The sequence below is a fragment of the Natronomonas marina genome, assembly GCF_024298905.1.
Taxonomy (GTDB): Archaea; Halobacteriota; Halobacteria; order Halobacteriales; family Haloarculaceae; genus Natronomonas; species Natronomonas marina.
This window is the reverse complement of record NZ_CP101154.1, coordinates 2,856,616-2,882,199: the sequence shown is the minus strand read 5'-3', so window position 1 is coordinate 2,882,199 and position 25,584 is coordinate 2,856,616. Positions and strand designations below refer to the sequence as shown.

22 protein-coding genes are annotated in these 25,584 nt (G+C 64.6%); 11 read left to right on the top strand and 11 right to left on the bottom strand.

Translation table 11 applies throughout. The annotated features are described in order from the left end of the window. Positions 1-232: 232 nt before the first annotated feature. The 3 genes from NLF94_RS15250 to NLF94_RS15240 all read left to right on the top strand — a co-directional run bounded on the left by NLF94_RS15250 (position 233) and on the right by NLF94_RS15240 (position 3,695). On the top strand, positions 233-1,483 hold the full coding sequence (locus NLF94_RS15250; RefSeq protein WP_254838487.1) for an ABC transporter substrate-binding protein: 1,251 nt from the start codon (positions 233-235) through the stop codon (positions 1,481-1,483). Between the two features lie 220 nt (positions 1,484-1,703). Further along, positions 1,704-2,579 (top strand): branched-chain amino acid ABC transporter permease, encoded by an 876-nt coding sequence (locus NLF94_RS15245; protein WP_254838486.1) that lies wholly within the window; start codon positions 1,704-1,706, stop codon positions 2,577-2,579. An 81-nt stretch (positions 2,580-2,660) separates the two neighbouring features. Then, on the top strand, positions 2,661-3,695 hold the full coding sequence (locus tag NLF94_RS15240; protein ID WP_254838485.1) for a branched-chain amino acid ABC transporter permease: 1,035 nt from the start codon (positions 2,661-2,663) through the stop codon (positions 3,693-3,695). A gap of 32 nt (positions 3,696-3,727) precedes the next feature. Here the strand turns inward: NLF94_RS15240 and NLF94_RS15235 are convergent, their stop codons facing one another. The 3 genes from NLF94_RS15235 to NLF94_RS15225 are packed head-to-tail and all read right to left on the bottom strand — an operon-like array spanning position 3,728 to position 6,200. Continuing rightward, positions 3,728-4,141 (bottom strand): hotdog family protein, encoded by a 414-nt coding sequence (locus NLF94_RS15235; protein ID WP_254838484.1) that lies wholly within the window; start codon positions 4,139-4,141, stop codon positions 3,728-3,730. Next, the gene (locus NLF94_RS15230; RefSeq protein WP_254838483.1) at positions 4,138-4,644 is read right to left on the bottom strand and encodes an FAS1-like dehydratase domain-containing protein; all 507 of its coding nucleotides are present in this window, start codon (positions 4,642-4,644) and stop codon (positions 4,138-4,140) included. Before NLF94_RS15230 ends, NLF94_RS15235 begins: the two co-directional genes overlap by 4 nt. Next, positions 4,641-6,200 carry an AMP-binding protein gene (locus tag NLF94_RS15225; RefSeq protein WP_254838482.1) on the bottom strand — a complete coding sequence of 520 codons (1,560 nt, stop codon included), beginning with the start codon at positions 6,198-6,200 and terminating at the stop codon, positions 4,641-4,643. The genes NLF94_RS15230 and NLF94_RS15225 overlap by 4 nt, the downstream gene beginning before the upstream one ends. 304 nt (positions 6,201-6,504) lie before the next feature. Between NLF94_RS15225 and NLF94_RS15220 the strand changes: the two genes are divergently transcribed. Both NLF94_RS15220 and NLF94_RS15215 read left to right on the top strand, forming a co-directional pair. After that, positions 6,505-8,256: a hydantoinase B/oxoprolinase family protein gene (locus NLF94_RS15220; protein WP_256558632.1), complete on the top strand. Its 1,752-nt coding sequence runs from the start codon at positions 6,505-6,507 to the stop codon at positions 8,254-8,256. After that, a complete protein-coding gene (locus NLF94_RS15215) occupies positions 8,253-10,286 on the top strand; it encodes a hydantoinase/oxoprolinase family protein (RefSeq protein WP_254838480.1) in 2,034 nt (677 codons plus the stop codon). Before NLF94_RS15220 ends, NLF94_RS15215 begins: the two co-directional genes overlap by 4 nt. An 82-nt stretch (positions 10,287-10,368) precedes the next feature. Here NLF94_RS15215 and NLF94_RS15210 read toward each other — a convergent pair whose 3' ends face one another. Next, a complete protein-coding gene (locus NLF94_RS15210; protein ID WP_254838479.1) occupies positions 10,369-12,474 on the bottom strand; it encodes a TRAP transporter permease in 2,106 nt (701 codons plus the stop codon). Positions 12,475-12,533: 59 nt separating this feature from the next. Between NLF94_RS15210 and NLF94_RS15205 the strand changes: the two genes are divergently transcribed. Together NLF94_RS15205 and NLF94_RS15200 are read left to right on the top strand one after the other, a co-directional pair. Beyond that, positions 12,534-13,553, top strand: a complete 1,020-nt coding sequence (locus tag NLF94_RS15205; protein WP_254838478.1) for a TAXI family TRAP transporter solute-binding subunit — start codon at positions 12,534-12,536, stop codon at positions 13,551-13,553. Between the two features lie 135 nt (positions 13,554-13,688). Next, entirely contained in the window at positions 13,689-14,588 is a 900-nt protein-coding gene (locus NLF94_RS15200; RefSeq protein ID WP_254838477.1) for an NAD(P)-binding domain-containing protein, read from the top strand. Positions 14,589-14,648: 60 nt separating this feature from the next. Here the strand turns inward: NLF94_RS15200 and NLF94_RS15195 are convergent, their stop codons facing one another. Then, the gene (locus NLF94_RS15195; protein ID WP_254838476.1) at positions 14,649-15,428 is read right to left on the bottom strand and encodes an enoyl-CoA hydratase/isomerase family protein; all 780 of its coding nucleotides are present in this window, start codon (positions 15,426-15,428) and stop codon (positions 14,649-14,651) included. A gap of 146 nt (positions 15,429-15,574) precedes the next feature. Between NLF94_RS15195 and NLF94_RS15190 the strand changes: the two genes are divergently transcribed. Beyond that, on the top strand, positions 15,575-16,129 hold the full coding sequence (locus tag NLF94_RS15190) for a MaoC family dehydratase (RefSeq protein WP_254838475.1): 555 nt from the start codon (positions 15,575-15,577) through the stop codon (positions 16,127-16,129). Between the two features lie 81 nt (positions 16,130-16,210). Here NLF94_RS15190 and NLF94_RS15185 read toward each other — a convergent pair whose 3' ends face one another. Next, entirely contained in the window at positions 16,211-17,236 is a 1,026-nt protein-coding gene (locus NLF94_RS15185; protein WP_254838474.1) for a ketopantoate reductase family protein, read from the bottom strand. Positions 17,237-17,296: 60 nt separating this feature from the next. Here NLF94_RS15185 and NLF94_RS15180 point away from each other — a divergent pair, with 60 nt between their 5' ends. Together NLF94_RS15180 and NLF94_RS15175 are read left to right on the top strand one after the other, a co-directional pair. Next, positions 17,297-18,304, top strand: a complete 1,008-nt coding sequence (locus NLF94_RS15180) for an LLM class flavin-dependent oxidoreductase (protein ID WP_254838473.1) — start codon at positions 17,297-17,299, stop codon at positions 18,302-18,304. Between the two features lie 207 nt (positions 18,305-18,511). Beyond that, positions 18,512-18,922 carry a MaoC/PaaZ C-terminal domain-containing protein gene (locus NLF94_RS15175; protein WP_254838472.1) on the top strand — a complete coding sequence of 137 codons (411 nt, stop codon included), beginning with the start codon at positions 18,512-18,514 and terminating at the stop codon, positions 18,920-18,922. A 31-nt stretch (positions 18,923-18,953) separates the two neighbouring features. Here the strand turns inward: NLF94_RS15175 and NLF94_RS15170 are convergent, their stop codons facing one another. The 3 genes from NLF94_RS15170 to NLF94_RS15160 form a co-directional block, all read right to left on the bottom strand. Next, entirely contained in the window at positions 18,954-19,994 is a 1,041-nt protein-coding gene (locus NLF94_RS15170; RefSeq protein WP_254838471.1) for an FAS1-like dehydratase domain-containing protein, read from the bottom strand. A 139-nt stretch (positions 19,995-20,133) separates the two neighbouring features. Continuing rightward, entirely contained in the window at positions 20,134-20,922 is a 789-nt protein-coding gene (locus NLF94_RS15165; protein WP_254838470.1) for an enoyl-CoA hydratase/isomerase family protein, read from the bottom strand. A gap of 102 nt (positions 20,923-21,024) precedes the next feature. Next, positions 21,025-22,017: a TIGR03617 family F420-dependent LLM class oxidoreductase gene (locus tag NLF94_RS15160; RefSeq protein ID WP_254838469.1), complete on the bottom strand. Its 993-nt coding sequence runs from the start codon at positions 22,015-22,017 to the stop codon at positions 21,025-21,027. 104 nt (positions 22,018-22,121) lie between these two features. Between NLF94_RS15160 and NLF94_RS15155 the strand changes: the two genes are divergently transcribed. Then, complete coding sequence (locus NLF94_RS15155) at positions 22,122-22,898, top strand: SDR family oxidoreductase (protein ID WP_254838468.1); 777 nt, start codon at positions 22,122-22,124, stop codon at positions 22,896-22,898. Between the two features lie 71 nt (positions 22,899-22,969). On the opposite strand, the gene NLF94_RS15150 is transcribed toward NLF94_RS15155, so the two are convergent. Both NLF94_RS15150 and NLF94_RS15145 read right to left on the bottom strand, forming a co-directional pair. After that, complete coding sequence (locus NLF94_RS15150; protein ID WP_254838467.1) at positions 22,970-24,616, bottom strand: acetate--CoA ligase; 1,647 nt, start codon at positions 24,614-24,616, stop codon at positions 22,970-22,972. A gap of 466 nt (positions 24,617-25,082) precedes the next feature. After that, complete coding sequence (locus tag NLF94_RS15145) at positions 25,083-25,541, bottom strand: MaoC family dehydratase (protein WP_254838466.1); 459 nt, start codon at positions 25,539-25,541, stop codon at positions 25,083-25,085. Between the last annotated feature and the right edge of the window lie 43 nt (positions 25,542-25,584).

Genomic DNA, 25,584 nt, shown 5'->3' with positions numbered 1-25,584 from the left:
CCCGAACGTCGCTCGGGTGTGCCGGGCGTCCTCCGTCGTACCGGCCCCGCACTGCTGGCGAACCGTATCACTCCCCCGTCGGATGCTCCGAACCGTCTCCCGTGGCCGAAAACGACGACGATCACCTCGAAACGTATCCGGACCCTGACCGCCTCGGTGGTATAAACCACTCAACATATATCCGAGCCTTCCGTCGGTATGTTTAATATACTCGCCTCGGGATGAGGTCGGTATGAGAACGATTAACGTAGATAGTGTGTCTCGACGGACGGCACTGAAATCCGTGCCCGCCGGCCTCGCAACGGCGAGCCTGGCTGGCTGTCTCGGGAACTCGGGAGGCGAGGAGCTTCGGATCGGCTCGACGCTCCCGCTGAGCGGTCCCTACGGCTTCGTCGGCGAAAACTGTCGGGACGGGATCGAACTGGCCGTCGCCCACGCGAACGAGGACGGCGACGCCGGGCGGGACGTCTCGGTGGAGTTCGCCGATACGGAGACCCAGCCGGGGACGGGTCGGACGCGGGCACAGGAACTCATCAACGACGGCGTGGATCTCCTCGTCGGCAACTTCTCCAGCGCCGTTGGGCTCTCGATTTCCGACCTCGCCAACCAGGAGGACGTCCCGTACGGATGTATCGGGGGGAACCTCCGGCTGACCGGCGCGGACTGTCGTCCCGGCGTGTACAACTTCGGGAACAGCACGCTCCAGCAGGCCAGCTCCGGGCTGCGGTACGTCCTCGACGAGAACGGCGGCGAGATCGGTAGCATCTACGAGATCGCGTTCGACTACTCGTGGGGGCAGAACGTCGCATCGTACCACGACAACACGTTGCTGGAGGAGTACGACGTCGAGTTGCTGGGTCGGGACTTCGTCCCGCTGGGGACACAGGACTTCTCGGCCCAGCTGACGTCCGCCGCGGACTCCGGGGCCGACGCCGTGAGTTTCGTCGCCAGTACGGCCCAGCTCATAAACCAGGCCCAGGAGTTCGGCATCTACGAGGACTTCATCGCCTCCTACATCACGACCCCGATAATCTCCATGGGGGCCGTAAACGATGGAATCCTCGGACACGAGAACTTCTACCCCGGCGGCCTCTCGTGGTACTGGCAGATAGACACCGAGCCATCCAACCGGTTCGGCGCGGACTTCCGGGAGGAGTACGAGACGGTCCCGCTGAGTTACGCGGCGAACCTCTACGTCGGCACGCGGACGATGCTCAGCGCCGTCGCGGAGGCGGGCAGCGCGGAGACGGCGGATCTCCAGCCGGTACTCGAAGGAACGGAGCTGTTCCCACAGATGTGGGGGCACGGCGAGACGATGCGCGCCTGTGACCATCGAGCGAAGTTCCCGACGCCGGTGGTCCGGAGCCGTCCCGCCGATGAAGTCGACTCGGAGGAACAGAACTGGTTCGAGATCGTCGAGGTCCCCACGCCGCTGGAGGACGCCATGCGTCCGTGTGGGGAGACCGGCTGCGATCTGTCGTGAACTACGGGGCACAGATGAGAGACGACAACCGTGTCGCTCGGGCGGCCGTTCGGTTCCACAGGCAGGGTGAACGGACGGGTGAACGGGGACGCGACGCCCCTGGCCGTCGCCCGCGAGCCACTACTCGCGCTGTCGGCCGGCCGATACGGCGGCCGACCACGACCGAAGGGCAGCCCCCCTCGACCGGACTCCGAACCGAGGATGTCGGCCGATGACCGCCGTGAGCGTCGATTTTTGGGCCACGCAGTTCCTGAACGGAGTGACCCTCGGGATGATCTTCGTGCTGGTCGCGCTGGGGCTGTCGCTGATATTCGGGATCATGCACGTCGTGAACTTCGCCCACGGCGACCTGTTGCTGGTCGGCACGTACGTCTCCCTGAGCGTGTTTCTCCTGACCGAGAGTCTGCTACTGGGGGTCATCGTCGCCATGCTGGCGGTCGGCGTCCTGGGCTTCGTACTGGAGTATTTCATACTGCGACGCGTCGATCACGAGAACGTACTGCTCCAGTTGCTGGTGACGTTCGGCGTCGCGGAGATCATCCGCGAACTCGTCCAGTTGCGCTGGGGGCCGGTCGGTATGAACTACCCCGTCCCGGACTGGGGCCGCGGAAACGTGGACCTGCTCGTGACGGGATACCCGCTGTACCGGACGTTCGTCATCGTCGCCGGCATCGTCTGTGTGGCCGCCGTCTACCTGTTTCTCACGCGGACGGATTACGGGCTCGTCGTCCGGGCCGGGAGCCACGACCGGGACCTCGTCAGGACGCTCGGTATCGACATCAGGCGGATATTCACGCTGGTGTTCGTCATCGGGTGTCTGCTCGCCGCCGTCGCCGGCACGCTCGTGGGGCCGCTCCGGAGCGCCAACCCGGAACTGGGCGTCGAACTGCTCATACCGGCCTTCGTGGTGGTCATCGTCGGCGGGATGGGGAGCTTCACGGGGAGTATCGTCGCGGGGCTGTTCATCGGCCTGGTCATCACGCTCACCGGCGTGGTCTTCCCGCCCGCCCAGGACGCCGTGATATACGCGTTCATGGCGGTCGTACTGCTCGTCCGACCACACGGACTGTTCGGTACTCCCCAGGAGGCCCACTGATGACAGCGGTCACGACCCGGGGAAACCGAGCCGGTCGACCCGTTTCCGACCGGCGGGACGCTCGGACGGTGGTGCGGTGACATGACCCCGGATACGTCGACCCGTGCGCCGACGGGGATACGGGGCGTGACGACGGCACGGATAAAGTGGCTCGTGGCCACCGTGGTCTTCGTCTCGCTCCCGTTCCTGTTTTCGGAGCTGCTCGTCGGCCAGGTGCTGATATTCGCCATCTTTGCGATGGGGTACAACCTCCTTTTGGGATACGGCGGTGAGCCGTCGTTCGGCCACGCTGCCTACTTCGGGCTCAGCGCCTACGGCACCGTGCTGTTCCTCCAGTACGTAGCTCGATCCCTCTACGTCGCCATGCTGTTCGGTATCGTCGTTGCCGTCCTCGCAAGCGTCGTCTTCGGGTGGCTCAGCCTGCGCCGCCGTGGACTCTACTTCGCCATGATCACGCTGGCGTTCGCACAGATGATCTTCTACATAAACCTCCAGTGGACGGACGTGACCGGCGGGAACAACGGCCTGATAATGCCGAACGTCGACGGCAGCATCGGCCCGCTCGACCCGGCCAGCGGCGGACTCGAGTTCTACGTCTTCTGTCTGTTCTTCCTGGTCGTCTGCTGGTTCGGCATCCGACGCGTGGTCAACTCCCCGTTCGGCCGCAGCCTCCAGGCGATCCGCGAAAACGAGGTCCGGGCCGAGAACCTCGGCTACAACACCGAGCGGTACCTCCTCATCGCGTTCGTCTTCTCCGGGCTCGTGTCCGGGCTCGCGGGGGCGCTGTACGCGCTTCTGTTCTCCTTCGTCGGTCCGGAGCTGTACAACTTCTTCATGTCGGGAGACATCGTCATCATGACGATCATCGGCGGCGTCGGAACGCTCGGGGGGCCGCTCGTCGGCGCCTTCGTCTACGTTCTGATCTCCGATCTCCTGGCTGAGTTTACCTCCCTGTGGCCGCTACTTCTGGGGGCGTTCTTCGTGGCCGTGGTGATCTACACGCCGCAGGGACTGTACGGCGTCGTTCAGGAGTTGCTCGGCGAACGCGAGGCGTCGTTCGACAGACAGCGGCTACTGGAACTGTTCGGACTCGACGAACTGCAGCGGGAGGACTGACCGGCGGGACCGTCTCCCCGGTGCGGGTCGAATCAGTCGTTCTCGAAGAGCCGGACCGACGCGGCCCCCTCGGCGCACCGTTCCCGTTCGGTGCGGGTGCTGACCTCGAAGTCGATACGATTCGCCTCGCGGTCGACGTCGGTCACCTCGGCTTCGACGATCAGCACCTGCTCGCTCGTCGCCCGACCGACGTTTCGCCACGACAGCGAACACAGCTCGCCGTCGGTCCCGAGCCAATCGAGGAGCAACTGCTGGACGACCGCCCCGTGCATGTGCTGCTGGACGAGGACGTCAGGGTGGCCCTCTTCGCGTGCGTACTCGGTGTCGTAGTGGATGCGATGGGGGTTCCACGTAACGGCACTGTACCGGAACAGCTGTGGCTTCGTGAACTCCTTCTCCAGCGGCGGGAGTTCGTCCCCGACCGCGACGTCGTCCAGCGAGGTCACGGCGCGTCCCCCACGATGAGCGTCTTGTCGCACTCGATACACGGCGCCGCCTCGTCGGCGACGTACTCGGACGTCCGTTCGACGAACGTCAGTGTCCCGAACTCCGCGTCCTTCTGGTAGATGTCGGTGAACGTCTCCTCCTCGGTGATGGACTCGCCGGCCGTCACGTACCTGTTGATCGTGATGTCCTGTCCGCCGCCCATGAGCATCGCGTCCTCCGGGATCGTCACCGGGATCGAGTCCGGCGCGGTTCCGTCCCGCCGGAGCTCGTCGGCCGGCTTTCCCGCGCCGGGGTCGATGACCGCCGAGAGGAAGTTCGGCGGCACCACCAGGTCGTCGTACCCCTGCTCGCGGGCGAACTCGACGTCGGTGTACAGCGGGTTGTCGTCCTCGACCGCTCGGGCGTACCGGCGAACCTGCCGTCGGGTGATCTCTCCGAACTCCCGCGAACTGACGGTGCCGATATCGTCCTCGTAGGCCGCCGGGTCGATCCGGGAACTCATTCGGCGCCCTCTTGCTCTCGAAGCGTCACCTTCTCCACCTTGCCGATGCTCGTCCGCGGGAACTCCTCGACGAACTCCACCTCCTCGGGGACCTTGAACTCGGCGAGGTTCTCCTCGGCGTACTCGACGACCTCCTCCGGCGTCAGTTCGGGGTCAGCCGGCAGGACGTAGGCCTTCACCACCTCGTCGTACACCTCGTGAGGGGCGCCGACGACCGCCACCTCGCCGATCTTCGGGTGCTCCTCCAGGGCGTTCTCCACCTGGCTCTCGCTTACGTTCTCGCCGCGCGTCTTGATGATGTTCTTCTTCCGGTCGACGAAGTAGACGTAGCCGAGCTCGTCGAATCGACCGATGTCACCCGTGAGGAACCAGCCCTCGTCGGTGAAGGCCTCCTCGGTCTTTTCGGGCATCTGGTAGTACTCCTTGAATATCGTCCGGCCGCGAACGCCCTCGACCGCGATCTCCCCGCGTTCGCCGTCGGGGACCTCGTTCCCGTCGTCGTCGACGAGGTGGATGACCCGCTCGCTCTGGGGCACGCCGATCGATGGGTACCGCCGGTCGCTGTACGGGGGCGTCATCGTGACCCCCGTCACCGTCTCGGTGAGCCCGTAGCCGTTCATCAACGAGACGTCGAACCGTTCCACGAAGGTCTCCTTCTCGTCTTCGGTGATGTTGATAGCGAAGAAGACCTCCCGGAGGTCGTTCGATCCGTCGGCCGGCTGTTCGGGCGTCATCAGCAGCGCACGAACCTGGGTCCCGATCAGGCTCGTCAGCGTCGCCTCGTACTCGCGTACCTTCCCCATGTAGGTCCCGGTGTCGTACGTCTCGAGGAGGACGAGCGACCCGCCGACGCCGAGCATCGACAGCAGGCTGACGATCTGGCCGTTGACGTGAAACAGCGGCAGGGCCGTCAGGTTCCGGTCGTCCGGACGGGCGTGTGCGGACTGCCCGATCCGCATGCTGGCGTTCACCAGGTTGGCGTGGGTGTGGACGACGCCCTTGGGGGCGGACGTGGTTCCCGAGGTGAACATGATCTGGGCCGTGTCGTCGGCACGCAGGTCGACGTCGGGCGGGTCCGTGCTCGCACCGTCGATCAGGTCGTCGAAGACGTGCTTGTCCCCCTCCGCCTCGTCCGTCCGAACGAGTATCTTCGTGTCGACGGCCGTTCCCTCGGCCGCCTCGTCGACGACCGCCTCGAAGCCGGGCTGGGTGATGGCCGCGACCGAGTCGGAGTTGTCGATCGTGTAGTTCACCTCGCCGGCGGTGTGGTTCGCGTTCGAGTGAACGACGACGGCCCCGGCCCGCATCGCCCCGAACCAGGTAAGCAGGTACTCGGGGGAGTTCGTGAGGTGGATCGTTACCTTGTCCCCCTCGCCGATACCGAGCTCGTCCCGGAGGGCGTTCGCCGTCCGATTGATCCCGTCGTTTAGTTCGGCGTAGGTGAACCGACTCGTTTCGCCGTCGGCGTCCTCGAAGACGAGGAACTCCTTGTCGGGTGTGAGTTTCTGTCGGTCCTTCCAGATGTCGTGGGTGGTCCTATTGCCAGCTCGATCCATAACGCCCCGGAGTTCTCGAGCAACGATATTAAATCTACGCTCCCTGGAGTCGGGTACTCCCCGCGTCGGGCAGGGTCGTCCTACGCTGGGAGCGGGCCAGCGGAACCGTTCGGTCATATAACCAGCTCAGCCCCGGGGATGGAGAGGATTCCGACCCCCCGCCAGCAGTGATCGATGTCACCGAACACACGCGTCTCCACGTCCGTGAGACCACACAAACGTCCTTGGTGTGCCCGTGTCGACACCACGAACCTCTTGGTATCACCACAAATTATAAACGACGATAGAATGAAGAGGCTACGATATGCCCCCTCGGACAGATATAGAAATATTTCGACATCAACTGAAGAGTGTCGTCGAGGAAATGGAGGTCACACTCCAGCGTACCGCCTATTCGACCAATATCAAGACGAGAAAGGATTTCACCTGTGCGGTGTTCGACGCCGATTTCAATCTGGTGGCACAGCCGCAGGCACCCCACCACATCGGCTCGCTCGTGTCGTCTGTCCCCCGGAACATGAAGCCGCTCGTCGACGAGCTAGAGACCGGCGACGGCGTCCTGGTGAACGACCCCTATCGAGGCGGTACACATCTCCCCGACATCACTCTGATCTCCCCGATATTTCACCGAGAGGAGATCGTCGGCTACGCGGCCAATATTGCCCACCATGTGGATATCGGTGGTGCGATCGCCGGCAGTCTTCCGACGGACGAAACCGAAATATATCCGGAAGGGCTCATCATCCCCGGCACGAAAGCGGTCGAGAACTGGGAGTACGACGACAATATAATGGATCTTATCCTTCGCAACGTCCGTGCCCCGGAGAAGCGCGAGGGCGACTACCACGCTCAATTGGGGACGAACAGGATCGGAACGGAACGGTACCTCGAACTTCTCGAGGAATACGGTCGAGAATCCTTCGAAGCCCGTTTAGGTGAGCTGGTCGACTACACGGAGGAACTCGTCCGGGCCGCGATCGAGGAACTCCCCGACGGGCGGTACGAAGCCGAGGATTATCTCGACGGGGACGGTGTCGTCAACGAGCCGGTGAAACTCGCGCTGGCGGTCGTCATCGAGGACGACGAAATCAAGGTCGACTTCGAGGGGACGGCGGATCAAAACAAGGGCCCCCTGAACGCGCCGGAGGCGATCACGCTGGCCGGCTGTCTCCCGGTGATTATGTCGTTTTTGGGCGGCGGTGAGCTCCCCAAAAACGAGGGGTTCTACCGGCCGTTCAGCATGCATCTGCCCGAAGGGTCGATGGTAAATCCGGGGGAAAACGCGCCGATAGTTGGGTGTATGGAGGTCGGGATGCGCATCAGTGATCTGATCACGAAAGCCATGGCCGAAGTCATGCCGGATCGCACGATCGCCTCCTCAAAGGGTGTGGCGTGTATAGTAACCTACGGCGGGATGGATCCTCGCGACGATCAGTTCAAGGTGTTCATGGAGTCGCTCGCTGGCGGATACGGTGCTCGTCCGACCAAAGACGGCTTGGAGGCGGTTCAGCCGCACGCACAAAACACCGCCAACAGCCCAATAGAGGAGCTAGAAACCGAGGTACCGGTGTACGTCCGACGGTACGAACTACGCCAAGACTCCCAGGGTCCTGGCCGATACCGGGGCGGGATGGGACTTCGCCGGGATCTGGAATTTTACGCCCCCGAAACGGAGTTCTCGGTGCTTTCCGACCGGAAGGAGAGCCAACCCTGGGGGTTGTTCGGAGGGGGATCGGCGAGCAGTGCGAGATACGTGATCAACCCGGAAAGCGACGATCCGGACATCCTCGATTCGAAGGACAACGTCACGCTCGGCCAGAACGATATCGCCAGCGTCCAGACCCCCGGTGGTGGCGGCTACGGTCCCCCACTACAGCGCGACCCCGAGAGCGTCCTGCGGGACGTGATCGACGGGAAAGTGTCCGAGGAACGGGCCTACGAGGTCTATGGGGTCGTTCTTGACCTCGAACGGCGGGCCGTCGACTGGGAGAAGACGGAAGAACGCCGCGAAGAACTGGAGCAAGCCGAGGCGGCGACCGGAGGTGGTGGCAAATGAGCGTCCGAATCGGCGTCGACACCGGTGGCACGTTCACGGACGTGATCATCTACGACGAGGCGAGTGGACAGTATCATGTAACCAAGGTCGATTCGACGCCTCCAGAACTCGAAGACGGCGTTCTGGCAGGAGTCGAGAAGGTGTTGAAGACCACGGGAGTGGACGCGGTCGACGTGTCGTTCTTTTCACACGGGACCACGATAGGGACGAACGCGGTCCTCGAAGAGCGGCTACCCGAAATGGGGCTCATCACGAACCAGGGACTGCGGGACATAATCGAGATCGGTGATCAGACGCGGCCCGAAGAGGAGATATTCAATTTCTTCGTCGACAGCCCGCAAACGCTCGTTCCCCGTCACCTCCGAAAAGAGGTCTCCGGACGGATCGACTCGAACGGAGCGGTTCTCGAGGACGTGGACGAAACGGAGGTGGTCGAGGCAGTCGAGGAACTGACCGGCGAGGGCGTCGAGTCGATAGTCGTGTCCATGCTGTTCTCGTATCTGAACGGGGACCACGAGCGTCAGGTCGGTGAGGTAATCGAGCGCGTCGATCCGGAGATGGATTTCGCGCTCTCCTCGGAGGTATTCCCCGAGATCCGCGAATACGACCGCACGGTCACGACGGTGCTCAACCAGGGGCTCAAAACCACTATCCGTGATTACATATACAATATCGACAGCGGAATAGGCGAACTCGGTGTCGACGCGCCGCTGAACGTGATGCATTCTGGCGGGGGACTCTTCGGGAGCCAGGAGGCGGTGAACAACGCCGTCCGTACGTTCGTCTCCGGGCCGGCGGCGGGTGCGGTGGCCGTCAAACGGTTGAGCGATGAGATCGGGAAGACAAACATGATCGGGATGGACGTGGGCGGGACCAGCGCGGACGTCAGCGTCGTCCACGACGGGGAAATAGTTCGGACCACGGAAGGGGAGATAAATCAGTTGCCGCTGAAGACGACTATGATCGACGTCGTTACTGTCGGGGCCGGTGGTGGGAGCGTCGCCTGGATAGATGAAGGAGAGGCGTTACGAGTGGGTCCGGAGAGTGCCGGTGCGGACCCGGGACCGATCTGTTACGGTCGAGGAGGCACCGAGCCGACGGTGACGGACGCGAACCTCCTCCTCGGCCGAATTAACGACGATACGTTCTTGGGAGGGGAGATGGACCTGGACGTAGCAGCGACGAAGCACCGGTTCGAGGAAACGATCGCGGAACCGCTGGACCAGTCCGTCCCCGAAGCGGCCCTCAGCACTATCAAGATAGCGAACGCCAGTCTGGCGCGTAACATTCGCAAGGTGACGCTGAAGCGGGGGGAAGACCCCCGGAAGTTCCGCCTCGTCGCTTTCGGCGGGGCAGGCCCGCTCCACGCGGCTAACGTCGCAAGGGAGATGGACATCGAGGAGGTGATCGTCCCGCGTGACCCCGGCGTCTTTTCCGCGAAGGGGCTCCTCGTGGCGCCGATTCGGCTGGACGAGTCTCGGTCCTACAGGGGCCGGGAGCCAGACGAAGGGCTCCTGAGAGAGCAGTTCGAGGAACTCGAGAGTAAACTGTTCTCCCGGATACGGGACCAGGGACTGGCCGAGGAGCGAGCGACGCTCGATTACAAGGCCGACGTCCGGTACGTGGGACAATCCTACGAACTTACCGTCCCCGTCCCGAATCCCACATCCAACGATGGGATGCTGGAGGACATCCGCGAGGAGTTCAACGATCGACACGAGCGGATTTACGGCTATGCGCGGGCCGACGAACCGTTCGAAATCGTGATACTACGTGCGAACGCACGCATTCCCACGTCAGCACTCGAACGCGAGGGGTCGACGAGCGATCGGGATGCACACCGTGGAACCCGGGAGGTCTACTTCGAGCGGACGGGGTTCACCGAGACTGAGATCTACGAGCGTCCGCTCCCGCATGCGACATCAGTAGAGGGGCCTGCTATTCTTGAGGAAACCGTCTCCACGACCGTCGTCCCCCCCGAAAGCACTGCGAAGATCTCCGGACAGGGCTACATCACCCTCTCGTTGTAATACTCCTGGCGGGGGGAATTACTGCCCTGTCCTCCCTGCGGGATGCGCCGATCAATCGACTACGCGCCACCACTCGCTTCCTTCAGGCGGGCGCCCGTATCAACATCTGCCTGACCGGGAGGTTTACGTAAACCAGTGCGAACAGCGTGAGCAGACAGCCGACGGCGAGGAGGCGTCCGAGCATCGGACCGAACATGCCGACAATCGCGAGCACGCCGTACGTGCTCCGGCCGAAAAGGTTCAGATCGTCCTTCCAGTCGTAGGCGGTCAGGGCGACCGCAAGACCCAGGAGACTAACCGTGACGATGCCCAACTGAAGTATCGTTTCGGGATACGACCAGAACAGCAAACTGGTGTTTCTGACGAAAACGTACGGAACGATGAACCCCACCAGTCCGATACGTAACGACTGTTTGGCGGTGCTGATAAAGCTACTTCTCGCGATCTCAGTCGCTATTACGACCGAGATAGCAACTGGGGGCGTGATGGCGGACAGCATCCCGAAGTAGAACACGAACAGGTGAGTGACGACGGGCTCTACACCGACCTCAACGAGCGCGGGAGTAACCAAGACGACCATAAGGAGGTACGCGGCGATGGTCGGCATCCCCATCCCGAACAGGAGACTGATGACCATCGTCAGAAAGAGGGTCAGCAGCAACCCGCCGCCCGCGAGTCCGATTATATTGACGCTGATTTTCTGTGTGACGCCGGTCTGATTGAGCATACCGATCGCGAGACCGAGCGACCCGAGGACGCCCACGAACGGGGCGAGTTCGAGCGCCCCCTGTTTGAAACCTCTGAACACGTCGCCAATCCCGGTTTTGGCGGTTCCCAGAGAGACTCCCTCAGTGGTGACCTTCTTCAGGAGCATGACGACGAGGAGTGAAACAACAGCCCACTTTCCCGCGGCCATCGGCGTGTATCGAAGCCAGAGCAAGGTGTAGATGAGGACGCCGAACGGAACGACGAAGTGGGCGCCACTGGAGATGACGGTGAGGTCGAACCGACCCTCCGGCTCCGTATCCCAGCCGAACTTGTAGACGGCGAGGTGGATCGTTACTGCCACGGTGAAGTAAAACAGGAGCGCGGGGAAAAGCGCGTACTGGACGATTCGGAAGTAGGAGATGTTCAGGATGTCCGCCATGAGGAAGGCGGCCAGTCCCATCACTGGCGGGAGCATCTGCCCCCCACTCGACGCGACGGCTTCGACCGCACCAGCGTAGTCGCTTCTGACGCCTTGCCGTTTCATCATCGGTATCGTGAAACTCCCGGTAGTTGCAGTGTTGGCAGCGGCACTTCCGTTGATCGAGCCCATTATCATGCTGCTCACTACCGCCACATGGACGACCCCCGTTCGAAAGACGTTGGTCAGCTCTTGTCCGATGTCGGAGATGTAGTCGATGGCACCGTACTCTCGAGCCATGCCCGCGAATATTATGAACAACGATAGCCACCGGGCACCGACACTGAGTATGAACCCATAGATACCGCTCAACTGCATCGCGCCGACGATAGTCATCTCTCGTGGGGTGACGCCGGGATGTCGGAGCACCCCCGGCATGATCGGTCCAAGATACGCGAAGATGAGGGACCCGACGACAACGCCGGCGAGCACCCACCCGTACGCGAGATACGTCGCGTACGTAACCAGAAAAATAGCGAGGGCGCCGGCGGTGATATCCATCGACGTGTACCCGACGGCAGGCGCGGTATCAAGCAGTCGATCGAAGTTCAACTCAACGTAGAGACTGAGTCCGAGTGACGCGAGTGCGAACAGAACGTACGCGACCGACCACTGCCCTTCGATTCGAGACCGGAACGCGGCGAGGTCGAGGCCCACCGTCCGCCGTACCCACTCCGAGATTCGGGAACGGAACCGCGCGTTGCGGGGTTCCGTACCGGGGGCCGTGGCTTCGGCCCCTTCGTTGGTTTCGGGTGGAACCATATCCGTCGACGCCGATTCCGTCGCGGATTCGGACGATCGAATCTGCCACAAGAAATGGAGCGCGAGACCGATTCCGAGGAATCCGTTTGCGAACCGAGTGGCGGCGATGGGCGTAAAGAACGCATAGTAGAGACAGTAGAGCGACAGTCCGACGGCCAGTACGTACACCGTGGCCACCAGCGTACGCTCCCGCGAAATCGATAGTGACACGCCCGATGGAAGCCAGCCGACTCGAGTCATGTGCTGTTCAATTGTTATCACACCACAAAACTTTTGCTCGATAGTTATTATGTGGCAATATGGAACGACGAACGTACGTTCAAACCGCGGGAAGCATCGCAGCCGGTGGTGCAATAGGGCTGTCCGGGTGTATCGGGGCCCTGGATTCGGGGCCCGACTCGCTCGTGTTCGGCTTCACACCGAACACTAGCTTCTACTCGTTCCTTCAGGGGTTCGCGGCGATGGTCAACGAGAACACCGATCAGGTTGAGGTGAGCGTCCAGCCCGTTGAGGCAAACAACGCCGCGCCTCGGATGCTCGCCGAAGACGACATCGATATCGGGACGGTCAGCAACTGGACGATCCAGCGGATAATCAACGGAGAGGAGCCCTTCGGGGACATCGACGCCGAGTACTACCAGCTGTTCAACGTATTCGACCTGATGTGGACGTACATGACGAATCACGGCGAGTGGGAAACCATCGAGGACATCGAATCCGGCAGTCAGGTGTCCCCCGGTCCGCGTGGCAGTTCGAGTGCGACCATGCTGCTGTACGTCCTCGAAGAGTACGGCGGTCTGTCGGACTACGTCCGAGCGAACGTCGGATTCACGGAGCAGGCGACCGCGTTTTCCGAGGACCGGCTTGACATCGGTTCGTTCTCGTTTACGAACGGACCGTTCCTCCCCGCCTGGATGCAGGAGGCTACCAGCGCTGTCGACGTCACCGTCCTCGATATCCCCGATTCGATCGTTAGTCAGCTCGAAAGCGACGAGCGGGTCCGGATGTTCTCGATCGAGCCTCCGTCCGACATGCGGGAGAGCTTCGCGAACATCCCCGAATCGGTTCCCACGCCGACCGGCGTGTTCAATTTCATCGCGACCAGCGAAGAGAGCTACGAACCGCTCCGCGAGTTCCTGACTGTCGGGTTCGAAAACCGAAGTGGACTAGCCGACGTTCACCAGATGGGTAATTTCTACAGCAGCGAGGGGTACTGGGTCAAAAACCCCTTCAACAACGTCCCGTTCCATCCGGCCGCTGCGGATCTCTACGAGGAGAAAGGCCTCTGGAAAGACGAGTACGAGCGCGGAGATCAGTGATATACAGCGACTGATCGAGAGGTCTGGATTCACGGGGTTAGACTACGCTCTCGCTATCTCCGTCCAGCCCGAACGAACTCCACGGGACGCGAACGGGTGGGTTAAAGCCGGGAGCGGCGAAACCGACCACATCCGATGACGACCATCGATACCGTCGGCGTGCTGGGATACGGGGAGGCGGGAGAGACCTTCGCCGACGCGTTCCTGGACGCCGGCTACGACGTCGCCGTGACCAACCGCTCGCCGGCGGCGCTGCGGGAACGACTGGCCGACGGCCCGCCGGCAGTTGCGGATTCACCGGCGGCGCTGGCCCGGCGAAGCGATCTGATCGTCTCGTGTGTGTGGCCGGCGACGGCCGTCGACGTCGCCGAGGCGGCGCTCGACGGGGTCGGGGACGGCCGCGAACGGTGGTTCTACGACGTGAACTCGGTCTCCCCGAGGTCGACGGCCCGGATCGACCGAACGTTCGAGGGGACGAACACCACGTTTCTGAACGGCGCGATAATGGGGGGCGCCTCGGGGCCCCCGGAGACGGTCCGTCTGACCGTCGCGGGCGTCGGTCGGGAACCGGTCGCCGACCGCCTCCTGGCCGTCGGCTTCGACGTCGCCTCGATGGGCGATGACCTCCGGGGGCCCGCGGTGCTCAAACTGAGCCGTAGCGCGATCACGAAAGGGATACTCCCGCTGATCGTCGACGCGACGTTGCTCGCGAGACACTACGGACTGGAGGAGGAGCTCTTCGAGGGCCTCGATCCCGCCTTCGCCACGGACGCCTTCGACGAGTACGTCCACCGGGCGTTCCGCGCGCTCGCGGCGGGGTCGGAGTCCGAACGGCGGCTGGGAGAGGCACGCGAGATGCTGGAGACGGCGGCCGACGCGGGCTACCGTGCGCCGACCATCGACGCCACCCACGAACTGTTTCGGATCGCACACGCGGCGGAGTTGTCGGGCGAGACCCGCGAGGGGACGCTCGCACGCCTGGCCGAGGCGTATCGGCTGTCCGAAGCCGATGACGGCGACCGACCGGACGCCTGAGACGGGTCGAAGCGCGCCACCCCTCGGGTGAGTCGGAACCCGCGGCGCCGACGGCGGCGCTCAGGCGTAGTCCCGGTCGTACTCCGGTTCGCGGTCGTCGGCGAAGGCATCGATCGCCTCGTGGTGTTCGGCGTCGTTGACACACTCCCACTGGTACTCGATCGCTCGCTCGCAGTAGGCCTCGAACTCGCGTTCCGGGTCGACGAGGCTGTTCGTCCGTCGGACCGCGTGTGCCGGCAGACTCAGGACGTCCTCCCCGAGAGCGCGTGCCGACGCGAGCGGGTCGTCGGCCTCCTCGACGGCGAGTCCGAGGTCCACCGCCGCCTCCGGCGTGATGTCCTTTCCGGTCAGGAGGTACTCCTTGGCCTTCGATTCGCCGATGAGGCGGGGGAGGAGCCAGGCGCCGCCGTCCCCGGGGATGAGGCCGACGCGAACGAACCCCTCCCGAAGGACGGCCTCGGGCCCGACGACGCGGAGGTCACACGCCAGCGCGAAGTCACAGCCGGCACCGATCGCCGGCCCGGGCACCGCGGCGATGGTCGGCTTCTCCATTCCCCTGAGCTGGCGAACCACGTTCTGGACGCCCCAGAGGTAGCCGGCGTACGCCTCTTTGGTCATCTCGTGCCAGTCCGGCATCTCGGTCACGTCCGCCCCGGCACAGAAGCTCCCCCCGGCGCCCGTCAGCACGGCGACGTACTCGCCGTCGGCGTTCCCGAAGGCGCGAAGCGCGTCGTTGAGGTCCCGGATCGTCTCCGCGCGGAACGCGTTGTGGACGTCCGGGCGGTCGATCGTTATCGTGGTTATTCCGTTCGACGTCTCGTACCGGAGGTCGTCGTACATCGTCGGAGACAGGCGCCGGGGTTACTACCTTCTTACGGAGCCCCAGTGCCCCGGGCGCGGGCCCGACCCTCGTGGCTGGACCCGACGGGGGGGGACGTCCCGTTTTCCACACGGATTTATCCCTGGCGCCCCGGTGGTGAACACGGATGACCGACACCGAACGCGACCGGCGGCTCGTCTCGGGGTGGCAGGGACGCTACTTCGAGGACTTCGCCGTCGGGGACGTCTACAAGCACCCGTACGGACGGACCGTCACGGAGACGGACAACGTGTGGCTGACGAACCTGACGATGAACCTCAACCCGATGCACTTCACGGAGCCCTACGCCGAGGAAACGGAGTTCGGCGAGCGACTCGTCAACGGGCTCGTGGTGATCGCGATCTCCGTCGGCATGAGCGTCATCGACATCTCCCAGAACGCGACGGCCAACCTCGGGTACGACGAGGTCCGTCACCACGCGCCGGTGTTTCACGGCGACACGCTCTTCGTCGAATCCGAAGTGCTGCAGAAACGCGACTCCGAGTCGCGCGACCACGTCGGAATCGTCGAGACGGAACTGCGAACCTACAACCAGAACGACGAACTCGTGCTGTCGTTGAAACGGACGCCCATGGTGCTCAGGCGCGATGCCGTCGAGCCGTCCGCGAGCAGGCCGATCGGGTGGCCCGAGGGAGTCGGGACACAGCCCGAAGACCTCTGAGTCGGCCGCCGACGGACGCGCGCTCTGGCTTCCCGATTCCGCGGGCGCGACGAGCCCCGTGACGCGCTCGCCGACCGGCGATCACCCGGAGGAGGTCCCCTCGCCCACCTCCAAGTCGACCGAGTAATCGTCGGTCCCTAGATATCCCTCTTCGAGTCCGCGAACCAGATCGGTTATCACCCGATTGTAGGGGACGTCGACGTCCGTTTCGGCAGCCATCTCGACGATCGCTCCGTTCATCTCGTCGATCTCGGTCCGTTTGCCGGCCTCGAGGGCCTGCAGCATGCTCGATTTGTGCCCCGACGCCTCCCGACACCGCCGCAGTATCGACTGCAGGAGTCGGTCCTTCGAGTCGACCTCGAGTGGTACCTCCCGGGCCTCTGCGACCGACAGCGCCTCCTCCAGGAGACGTTCCATCACGCCGACGAGGTGATCCGACTCCGCTAGCTCCGGGGTGGGGAGTCGAGTGAGACTCGACAGCGGGGCCAGCGTCACCTTGACGAACTGCCGTTGCCACAGCGCCGGCCGTGGGTCATCGACGATCTCGTACGGGAAGCCCGCCTCGTCGAAGAGTTCGCCGATCCGGGCCGCGAACTCGCGGTCCGGGCCGCCGAACACCGACGTCTTCATCCCGGTGTGTCTGACGACGCCGGGAGCCTCCAGCACGCCACCCTGGGTCGCGATCCCGGCGAGCACCCGCTCGGGGTCGACCAGTTCCCGAAGGTGCGGGTAGTTCCGGACGCCGTTCTGCAGGGAGAGCACTCGCGTCTCGGGGCCGATACAGTCCCGGTGTTCCTCGACCGCCTCGTGGGTTCGGTGTGCCCCGACCAGCACGATCACCAGGTCGGCAGGTCCGACCTCGGCCGCGTCGGTCGTGATCGGTACGTCCACCGATATCGGGGCGTCCTCCAGAACGTCACTGTGAACGTGAACCCCGTTGTCGGCGACGTGTTCCACGTACTCGGGGCGGTGGTGGAGCAGGCGGACGTCCTCGCCGTTGGCCGCGAAGACCCCACCGAACAGACAGCCGAGCGCACCGGCACCGATGACGGCGATCTTCATGACGAACGTTCGTATCTCGCCGTTCGACGGTAAGTGTACCGGCACGTCGACCGAGCGACCCCGACGACCGAATCCCTTTTACCGGATGGTTTGGGAGTTTGTGACATGGAAGTCGGAATCCTGGCGGACCAGCGGGCGCCCGAGACGATGCGCCGGTGGACCGCCGCCGTGGAAGCCGCGAACATCGACATCTTCGCGCAGGGCGATTCCCAGTGCATGAAGCGGGAAGTGTACTCGACGATGGCCCTCGTCGCCGAAAACAGCTCCTCGGTCCGCCTGCCGGTCGTCTGTACGAACCCGGTGACGAGACACCCGACCGTCACCGCGGGCGCCATAGCGACGGTCGACGAGATCTCCGACGGACGGGCGATCCTCGGGATGGGTACCGGGGACAGCGCGGTGCGGAACACCGAGCTAACGCCGGCCACGGTGTCGGAGGTCCACGACTCGATGCGGATGATCCGGGAACTCCTGCGGACCGGGCGGGCCGAGCGGAAGGGCGAAGAACTCACCTTCTCGTGGTGGGACGCCGAACGGACGCCGCCGATCTTCCTCGTCGGTGGCGGGCCGAAGATGCTCGCGCTGGGCGGCGAGATCGCCGACGGGGTCGTGTACGGCGGGGCGGTGACCCCCGAGAAGATAGCGTGGGCCCGCTCGAAGGTCCGGCAGGGAGCCGACGACGCCGGGAGGGACCCGGACGGGATCGAGTTCTGGACGACCGCCCCGTTCCAGGTGGCCGATACGAGAGAGGAGGCGCTGGACGAACTCCACCACATCTTCGCCGCGGCCGCCCACATACTCTCGAACATCGAGGGCGAGCTGGACGACCTTCCGGAGGACACCGCCCGCTCGATACGGCAACTGGGCGAGGAGTACCGCCCCGACGTGCACAACACGCTGGACGAGCCCCACAACGCGGAACTGATCGAGAAGTACGACCTGCTGGAGTTCATGTCCGACCGGATCGGTATCGCCGGGACGGCCGAGCAGGTGGTCGACCAGCTTCACGAACTCCGGGAGATGGGCGTCGACGGGGTGCTGCTGGCACCCAGGGTTTCGGATCCGATCGAGACGACCGAACGGCTGGGCCGCGAGGTCGTCCCGGAGGTGTGAGCGTCGGTCCGTTCCGACCCACCGACGGGCCGACCGGTCGGTGAGGGGACGAGGGGGCCAGACGGGACGGAACGAGACGCCCGATACCGGGCCGTCACGAGTGGACGACGCGTCCCGCCGGCAGTAACGCTTATGCCCGAACTGTCCGGTACCCGAAGCGGGTGAGCAACACTGAGTGAACTCTACTTCGAGGACATAGACGTCGGAATGACCCGCGACTGCGGGAGCGTGGCCGTCCAGCGCGACGAGATGGTCGAGTTCGCGCGCAACTACGATCCACAGCCGATGCACGTCGACGAGGCGGCCGCCGAGGAGTCGGTGTTCGGGGAACTCATCGCCAGCGGGTGGTTCACCGCCGCGCTGACCTCCCGGCTCGCCGTCGAGGGGTTCCTCAACGACATCAGGAACGTCGGCGGGCGCGGGACGGACGACCTCCGCTGGCCGGCCCCGGTTCGCGCCGGGGACACGCTGTCGGTGACGCTTGAGGTCACCGACGCCGAACCCGCCGAGACCAACCCGTACGGCCTCGTCGAGACGGCCTTCGAGGCAACGAACCAGCACGACGAGACGGTCCTGTCGATGGTCGGGCTGCTCTACGTCCTGCGGCGCGAGGAGTGAGACGCGACCGGGCGCCGGAGACGCCCTGCCGTCACGGCTGCTCTCTTTCGATCGTGACCGAACAGGGGCAGATGTTCTCCTCGTCCCGCAGTATCCGTCCCTCGATCTCGACCGTGGCGTTTTCGCCGCCGGTATCGACGCCGACCACGTCGCCCTCGACGGTGAGACGACTCCCTGCCGGGGCCGCGCCCCGGATCTGAACGCTCCGATCCCGGACGCGCCATCGCGGCCCGGCCCACTCGAGGGCCAGGCGGTCGGCGAGCCCCTGGAACGCGATGTTGTTGAGGAAGATCGTCTCGTTGCCCTGTGCGCGTGCGAACTCCGGATCGTTGTGTCCCGGGTAGAAATCCCGCGTCGCGGCCACGTCGTAGATCACTTTCTCGTAGGAGACGGGGAACCGATAGGACGGGACCGGATCGCCCTCCGAGAGCGTCTCGAGCGAGAGCGATCCCGCCCTGTCCGGCGATTCCTCGACGGTGACGTCCCGTCGACCGCGCGCGAATGACCCCCCTGCTTCGACATCGTCGTCGGTGTCGCCGGCGTCGTACCGGAAGATCGTCTTCGTGTTCGTGGCGACCGCCCGCCCGCGCTGGTCCCGGTAGGCCGTCTCGATCGTGATGAAGTGTCCGCGGCCGATATCGGTGTCCTTCTCGTCGGTCACGTCGACGATCTCGTCGCGCCAGTTCAGCCACTCTCCCGCCAGGATCTGCCGTTCGAACGTCGTGTCGACGGCCACGGTGAGGATCGTGTCCATCTCGGCCGGGAACGGTATCTCGGCGAACAGTTCCTCCTCCTCGGCCCGCCGCTCGTCGGGGCGCCACAGCAGCGGTCGTCGCCAGACGGTCAGCATGCCCGGCGGCGACGGGACGCCGCCCCAGACCCGTTCGGCCGTCTCCGGCTCCCAGTACGCCGGATAGCCGTCCTCGACCATCGACGCGTACAGTCGGATCATCGCCCCGTTGACCGGTTCGTGAGCGAAGGTCGTCTCGCCGGTCGCCCCGACCCACTCCTGGGCGGCACCCTCCGGCCCCGTCGCCAGCGTCAGTCCGGGAGTGAACTCCGAGTCGCTCACGGCGATATCACCCTGGTTGGCCCGACCGCAGTCGTCGCACTGTCGACCGCCGGATGGCGTTCGTACATCTTCCCTGTATCCTGTACACCCGTCGGTATAAATTGAGGGGCCCCCGATCACGAACGTCGATCGGCGTTCGTCACCGACGTTCGAACTCGGGATCGCGGCCCCCCATCCAGGCCTCGAAGCCCTCGATCCGATCCTGGGTGGAGAACAGTTCCTTCGAGAGGTAGCGTTCGACCTCCAGCCCCCTGTTGAGCGGGTCGTCGAACGCGTGCTGGAAGGCCTCGAGGGCCCGTTCCATCCCGAGCGGCGCCCGTTCGGTCAACTCGTCGGCGAACTCCCGGGTTCGCTCGTCGACCTCGCCGCTCGGACACGCCTCGGTCACGAGCCCGATTCGTTCGGCCTCCTCGGGGTCGATGAAGTCCCCGCGCAGCACGATCTCCTTCGCTTTGCCGAGTCCAACGAGTCTGGGAAGCCGCTGGGTCGACCCGCCGCCGGGGTAGATCCCCATCTTGATCTCCGTGACGCCGTACTTGGCGTCCTCGCCGAGGATGCGGAAGTCGGCCGGGAGCGTGAGTTCGAACGCCCCCGCGATCGCCGCCTTCTTGATGCCGACGACCACCGGCGTGGTCATCGCCCCGATGGTGTCGAACAGTTCGTGCACCTTCTGGTGGAGCTCCCAGTGCTGGTCGGCGTCGTACTCGTACATCATGTCGATGTCCATCCCCGCACAGAAGACATCGCCCTTGCCGAGGAACGCGACCGCCCACACGTCGTCGTTGGCGTCGACCTCCCTGAACGCCTGGGTCAGGTCGGCAAGCACGTCCTCACTCATCGCGTTTCGCTTCTCGGGTCGGTTGACGTAGACGTCCGCCCGGTTCCCCTCGATCTCGATCGCTGCCTTGCCGGTACCGACTTCTCGCATGCGAAGACGAACCCGCGTCCGAGATATAAACGTTGCTGGTGTCCCGGCCTCGGGCCGATTGGAGAGCGCGTGCCGACCGGTCGGTTCGGGAACTCCTCGCCGTCAGCCCAGGAACTCCGCCCAGTGGTCCTCCCCGCGGAACGGCGTGTAGACCCACGCCCGGTCGACCCGGTCGTACCGCTCTTCGATCCGGTCGCGGAGTTCGTCCCACGGGCCCGACACGGAGAAGGTGTCGACCATCTCGTCGGTGACCACCTCGGCCATCTCGTCCCAGCGGTCCTCGGTCGACAGTTCGTGGAGCTCCTCGCCGATGTCCTCCCACCCGTGGGCCTCCAGCACCTTGCGGTAGGTCGGTGTCGACGCGTAGAACGATAGCTCGCGCCGGACCTCCTCGCGCCGTTCGGCTCGGTCCGCGGGCGTCTCGCCCGGAATCGCAAACACCGAGGCGACGATGGAGACGTCCTCGGGGTCGCTCCCCGACCGCTCGGCGCCGGCCTCGAGGTTCGGCACGATCTCGTCGCGGACGTACGTCGGCGAGTGGAAGGTGTGGAGGTGGAGCCCGTCGCCGATCGCCCCGGCGAGCTGGAGGTTGAACTCGTTGACGCCGCCGAGGAAGACCGGCACGGCTGGCTCCTCGGAGGCGTCGGGCCTGAACTTCGGCGGACAGAGGTCCAGCGAGTAGTACTCGCCGTCGTAGTCGAGTTCGGAACGCGTCTCCCAGGCCTCCCAGATCGCCCGCAGCGCGCGGATGTAATCCCGGAATCGCGGTCCCGGCGAGCCCCACTCCATGCCGAACCGCCGTTCGATGTGTGCCTTCACCTGCGTCCCGAGGCCGAGCGTGAACCGGCCGCCGTAATCGGACTGGAGGTTCCAGGCGCTGTAGGCCGTCACCATCGGGCTCCGCGGGAACGCCAGCGCGATGGCGCTGCCGACCTCGACCGTCGAGGTCGCCTCGAGTGCCAGCGCCATCGTCGAGAAGGGGTTGTTCTCGATCTCGGTCAGCCAGATGCCGTCGAAGCCGGTCTCCTCGGCCGCCTTGCTCAACTCTCCGACGCGGTTCAGGGGGACGTCGCCGAGGGTCGTATCGATCTTCATACGTACTCGCTTGTCGTCGGTCGCGCACTCACATTAAACGACGGGTGTCGGAAGCGCCCGACAGTATTATGCGCCGTGCTGCGATACCCCACACGGCGAGATTCATGGACGCGCTACTGACCGGACGGACGGCAGTCGTGACGGGCGCAGCGAGCGGGAACGGGCGAGCGATCGCCCGGCGGTTCGCGGAAGAGGGGGCCGACGTCGTCGTCGCCGACGTGCGCGAGGAGCCCCGACTCGACGAGGGGCCCCCGACACACGACCTCGTCGAGTCCGAGACCGACGCCCGGTCGGCGTTCGTCGAATGCGACGTCTCCTCGAAGTCCGACGTCGAGGCGGCGATGGAGGCAGCGGCGGCGTTCGGCGGGATCGACATCATGGTCAACAACGCGGCGATTTACCGTCGGGAGGCGTTCCTCGAGGTGTCCGAAGCGGAGTTCGACCGAATGATCGACGTCAACGTGAAGGGAACGTTCCTGGGCACGCAGGCGGCCGCCGAACGGATGGTCGACGGGGAGGGGGGCGCCATCGTCAACCTCTCGAGCGTCGCCGGACTGGAGGGAAGCGGCGACTTCGTGACCTACTGTACGAGCAAGGGCGCGGTTCGACTGCTGACGAACGCGGCGGCCGACGCCCTGGGGCCGGAGGGGATCCGGGTCAACGCGATCCACCCCGGCGTCATCGAGACGGCGATGACGACGGACGACGTCCCGATCGTCGACAGCGAGGTCGAAGAGGCGTTCCGACGATCGATCCCGAGCCGTCACTTCGGGACGCCGGACGACATCGCCGACGCCGCCCTGTACCTCGCGAGCGACCTGAGTCGGTTCGTGAACGGCGAGTCGCTCGTCGTCGACGGTGGAATGACCAACACCGGATAGTCGACCTGGCGGTGATCGACTATCGGTGACGAAACCGGGATCGCCTGCGAGGAGACCGTCGGCGGACGGGGTTACTCTTCGCCGTACTCCTCGCGGAGCTTGAAGCGCTGGATCTTCTCGGAGGCGGTCTTGGGGAGTTCCTCGACGAAGTGGATCGCACGGGGGTACTCGTGTTTCGAGAGGTTGTCGCTGACCGACTGGCGGAGCCGGTCGGCGAGGTCGTCGCCGCCCTCGTACCCCTCGGTCGGCACGACGAAGGCCGCGACGATCTCGCCGCGCTCGTCGTCGGGCAGTCCGACGACCGCCACCTCGCTGACCGCGTCGTGCTCCATCAGGGCGTTCTCGACCTCGGTGGGGCCGATGCGGTAGCCGGCCGAGAGGATCACGTCGTCGGACCGTCCCTCGAACCAGAAGTAGCCGTCCTCGTCGACCCTGGCGAGGTCGTCGCTCCTGACCCAGTCGCCGCCCCACTTCTCCTCGGACCGTTCGGGCTGGTTCAGGTATCCCTCGGCGCCCAGCGGCGCGTCGGTGCCGAAGACGATCTCGCCGACCTCTCCCTGGGGGACCTCCTCGTCCTCCTCGAGGTCGAACACCCGCACGTCGAACCCCGGCGTCGGCTTGCCCATGCTGCCCGGCTTTATCTCCCAGTCGTCGAAGACGTAGTTGTTGACGAGCATGGTGCCGCTCTCGGTGAACCCGTAGTGGTCGACGATCTTGGAGTCGAAGGTTCCCCGCACCCACTCGACGGTGCCCGGGTCGAGCGGTTCGCCGGCCGTGACGACGATCCGCAGGTCGTGATCGACGCTCTCGAAGTCGATGTCCAGTGCCGAGAGCTGCCGGAGCAGCGTCGGCGGAGCGAAGAGGTTCGTGATGTCGTGTTCCTCGAGCACGTCGACGAACGGCCCCGGACGGAACTCCCCGCGGTAGGAGGTCGTCCCCATCCCGGAGTGGAGCGCGTAGACGGTACACCCGAACAGCCCGTAGGACCACGCCGGCGGCGCCGCGCCGAAGTAGTTGTCCTCCGGCCGGTGGTCCGCCGCGAAGGTGAACGGCGGATACATCGAGACCGGCATCATGTGCTTGAGTTCGACCCCCTTCGGCGGCCCCGTCGTCCCGCTGGTGTACTGGATGACGGCCGTATCGTGAGCGTCGGTGTCGGCGACCTCGTACTCCGGGGGTCGGTCGTCGATCTCGTCGAACCGGCGAACGTGTTCGCCGTCCTCGCCGCCGTCGTCGGTCAGGACGACGTGTTCGAGGTCGTCGAGTCCCGCGACGTCGACCTTGTCGCTGTGGGCCGACGTCGTGACGATGGCCTTCGCGTCGGCGTCCTCTAGGCGGTAGTTGGTCGCGTCCGGGCCGAACAGGATGAAAAGCGGCACGAACTCGACGCCGGCCAGCCAGCAGCCGAACATGGTGGTGTACAGTTCCGGCGAGGCCTCCAGCATGGCCGCGACGCGGTCGCCCTGTTCGAGACCGAGGTCGTCGAGGTAGTTGACGAACCGGCCGGCACGCCGCTGCAGTTCCCCGTAGGTGAACTCCTCGGCCTCGCCCGTCCCGAAGTCGACGATTCGGACCGCGAACCGATCGCCGTCACCGGCCTCGACGTGCTTTCCGATCACCTCGTGGCCGAGGTTCACCCGTCCGTCCTTCTCGCCGGCGATCGAATCCCACGCCTGGTCCCAGTCGTACGTCTCGTTGATTTCTTCGTAGCGTCCCATACTCGCACGTCCCCCGCGGAGGGGTTAAATCTACCCCCGCCAGGCGGTCCCGTCACCGACCCCCGAGCAGTCGACTCCCATCGGTCGGCGGCGTCCGTTCGCCTCCGGACGCGAGGAGGCTCCGACCGCCGGATCGGTCATTCAATAACAATGTTAAAGACGTTATCTGTGTGTGATAATCACGCAAGTTCTGTTCGGAAGGTAGTCGATGATCATGAACAATGTTCCTCAATCCGCCGAGAACGTGTCGGACAGTGTGTATTTCTGGTTGTTTTCTCCGCGTTCGTCCCTGTGTGGACGGCGCTTGCGGTGTCCCGGTAGCGGTCCGGTTCCCGGTTTCCCGGTCTCACAGCTCTGCCGAACGCAGTCCGGCGGTACTACCGTGTCGGCGTCCGCCGGCGCTCGCCACGAACCTCCCCGCCTCGGTCGTGACCGCCGAGTTCTCGACGCCGAGGATCGGACTCGTTCAGCCTTCGTACGGCTCCGATCGCTCGATCAACGCGTTGTTCAGGTACCGGATCACCTCCTCTTCGCGTTGGTTGCGGCCGACGTACCGGGTGGTGACCTTCCCGTATTCGGGCTTCCTTCGGGTCCGTTCCGTTTCGACCACCTCGATTTCGGTCGCGATCGAGTCGCCCGCGAAGACGGGACGGGGCCACTCGAGATCGGTGACGCCCATCCCGATCCCGTCGGCCCAGTCTTCGCTTTCGATCGCATCGACGCCCAGCCGATGACAGAGGGACGCGGTGTGCCACCCGCTGGCGATGAGTTCCCCCCACATGTATTCCGCCGCCGCCTCCGGGTCGGTGTGGAACGGCTGGGGATCGAACTGTTCGGCGAACTCGACGATGTCGGGTTCCGTTACGGTGATCCGACCCGCCCGGGCCGTGGCACCGACCTCGATGTCTTCGAAGAATTTCGTCATCGGTTATCGTTCGCTCGCGCCCTACTTATAAATCGGGTCCGGG

Excerpts from the sequence above, each read along its gene's own strand:
- NLF94_RS15155 (WP_254838468.1), top strand. The coding sequence starts at position 22,122 with ATGGACGCGCTACTGACCGGACGGACGGCAGTCGTGACGGGCGCAGCG.
- NLF94_RS15225 (WP_254838482.1), bottom strand. The coding sequence starts at position 6,200 with ATGGATCGAGCTGGCAATAGGACCACCCACGACATCTGGAAGGACCGA.
- NLF94_RS15215 (WP_254838480.1), top strand. The coding sequence starts at position 8,253 with ATGAGCGTCCGAATCGGCGTCGACACCGGTGGCACGTTCACGGACGTG.
- NLF94_RS15190 (WP_254838475.1), top strand. The coding sequence starts at position 15,575 with ATGACCGACACCGAACGCGACCGGCGGCTCGTCTCGGGGTGGCAGGGA.
- NLF94_RS15165 (WP_254838470.1), bottom strand. The coding sequence starts at position 20,922 with ATGCGAGAAGTCGGTACCGGCAAGGCAGCGATCGAGATCGAGGGGAAC.
- NLF94_RS15175 (WP_254838472.1), top strand. The coding sequence starts at position 18,512 with ATGACCCGCGACTGCGGGAGCGTGGCCGTCCAGCGCGACGAGATGGTC.
- NLF94_RS15240 (WP_254838485.1), top strand. The coding sequence starts at position 2,661 with ATGACCCCGGATACGTCGACCCGTGCGCCGACGGGGATACGGGGCGTG.
- NLF94_RS15205 (WP_254838478.1), top strand. The coding sequence starts at position 12,534 with ATGGAACGACGAACGTACGTTCAAACCGCGGGAAGCATCGCAGCCGGT.
- NLF94_RS15145 (WP_254838466.1), bottom strand. The coding sequence starts at position 25,541 with ATGACGAAATTCTTCGAAGACATCGAGGTCGGTGCCACGGCCCGGGCG.
- NLF94_RS15160 (WP_254838469.1), bottom strand. The coding sequence starts at position 22,017 with ATGAAGATCGATACGACCCTCGGCGACGTCCCCCTGAACCGCGTCGGA.
- NLF94_RS15150 (WP_254838467.1), bottom strand. The coding sequence starts at position 24,616 with ATGGGACGCTACGAAGAAATCAACGAGACGTACGACTGGGACCAGGCG.
- NLF94_RS15220 (WP_256558632.1), top strand. The coding sequence starts at position 6,505 with ATGCCCCCTCGGACAGATATAGAAATATTTCGACATCAACTGAAGAGT.
- NLF94_RS15180 (WP_254838473.1), top strand. The coding sequence starts at position 17,297 with ATGGAAGTCGGAATCCTGGCGGACCAGCGGGCGCCCGAGACGATGCGC.
- NLF94_RS15210 (WP_254838479.1), bottom strand. The coding sequence starts at position 12,474 with ATGACTCGAGTCGGCTGGCTTCCATCGGGCGTGTCACTATCGATTTCG.
- NLF94_RS15195 (WP_254838476.1), bottom strand. The coding sequence starts at position 15,428 with ATGTACGACGACCTCCGGTACGAGACGTCGAACGGAATAACCACGATA.
- NLF94_RS15230 (WP_254838483.1), bottom strand. The coding sequence starts at position 4,644 with ATGAGTTCCCGGATCGACCCGGCGGCCTACGAGGACGATATCGGCACC.
- NLF94_RS15200 (WP_254838477.1), top strand. The coding sequence starts at position 13,689 with ATGACGACCATCGATACCGTCGGCGTGCTGGGATACGGGGAGGCGGGA.
- NLF94_RS15250 (WP_254838487.1), top strand. The coding sequence starts at position 233 with ATGAGAACGATTAACGTAGATAGTGTGTCTCGACGGACGGCACTGAAA.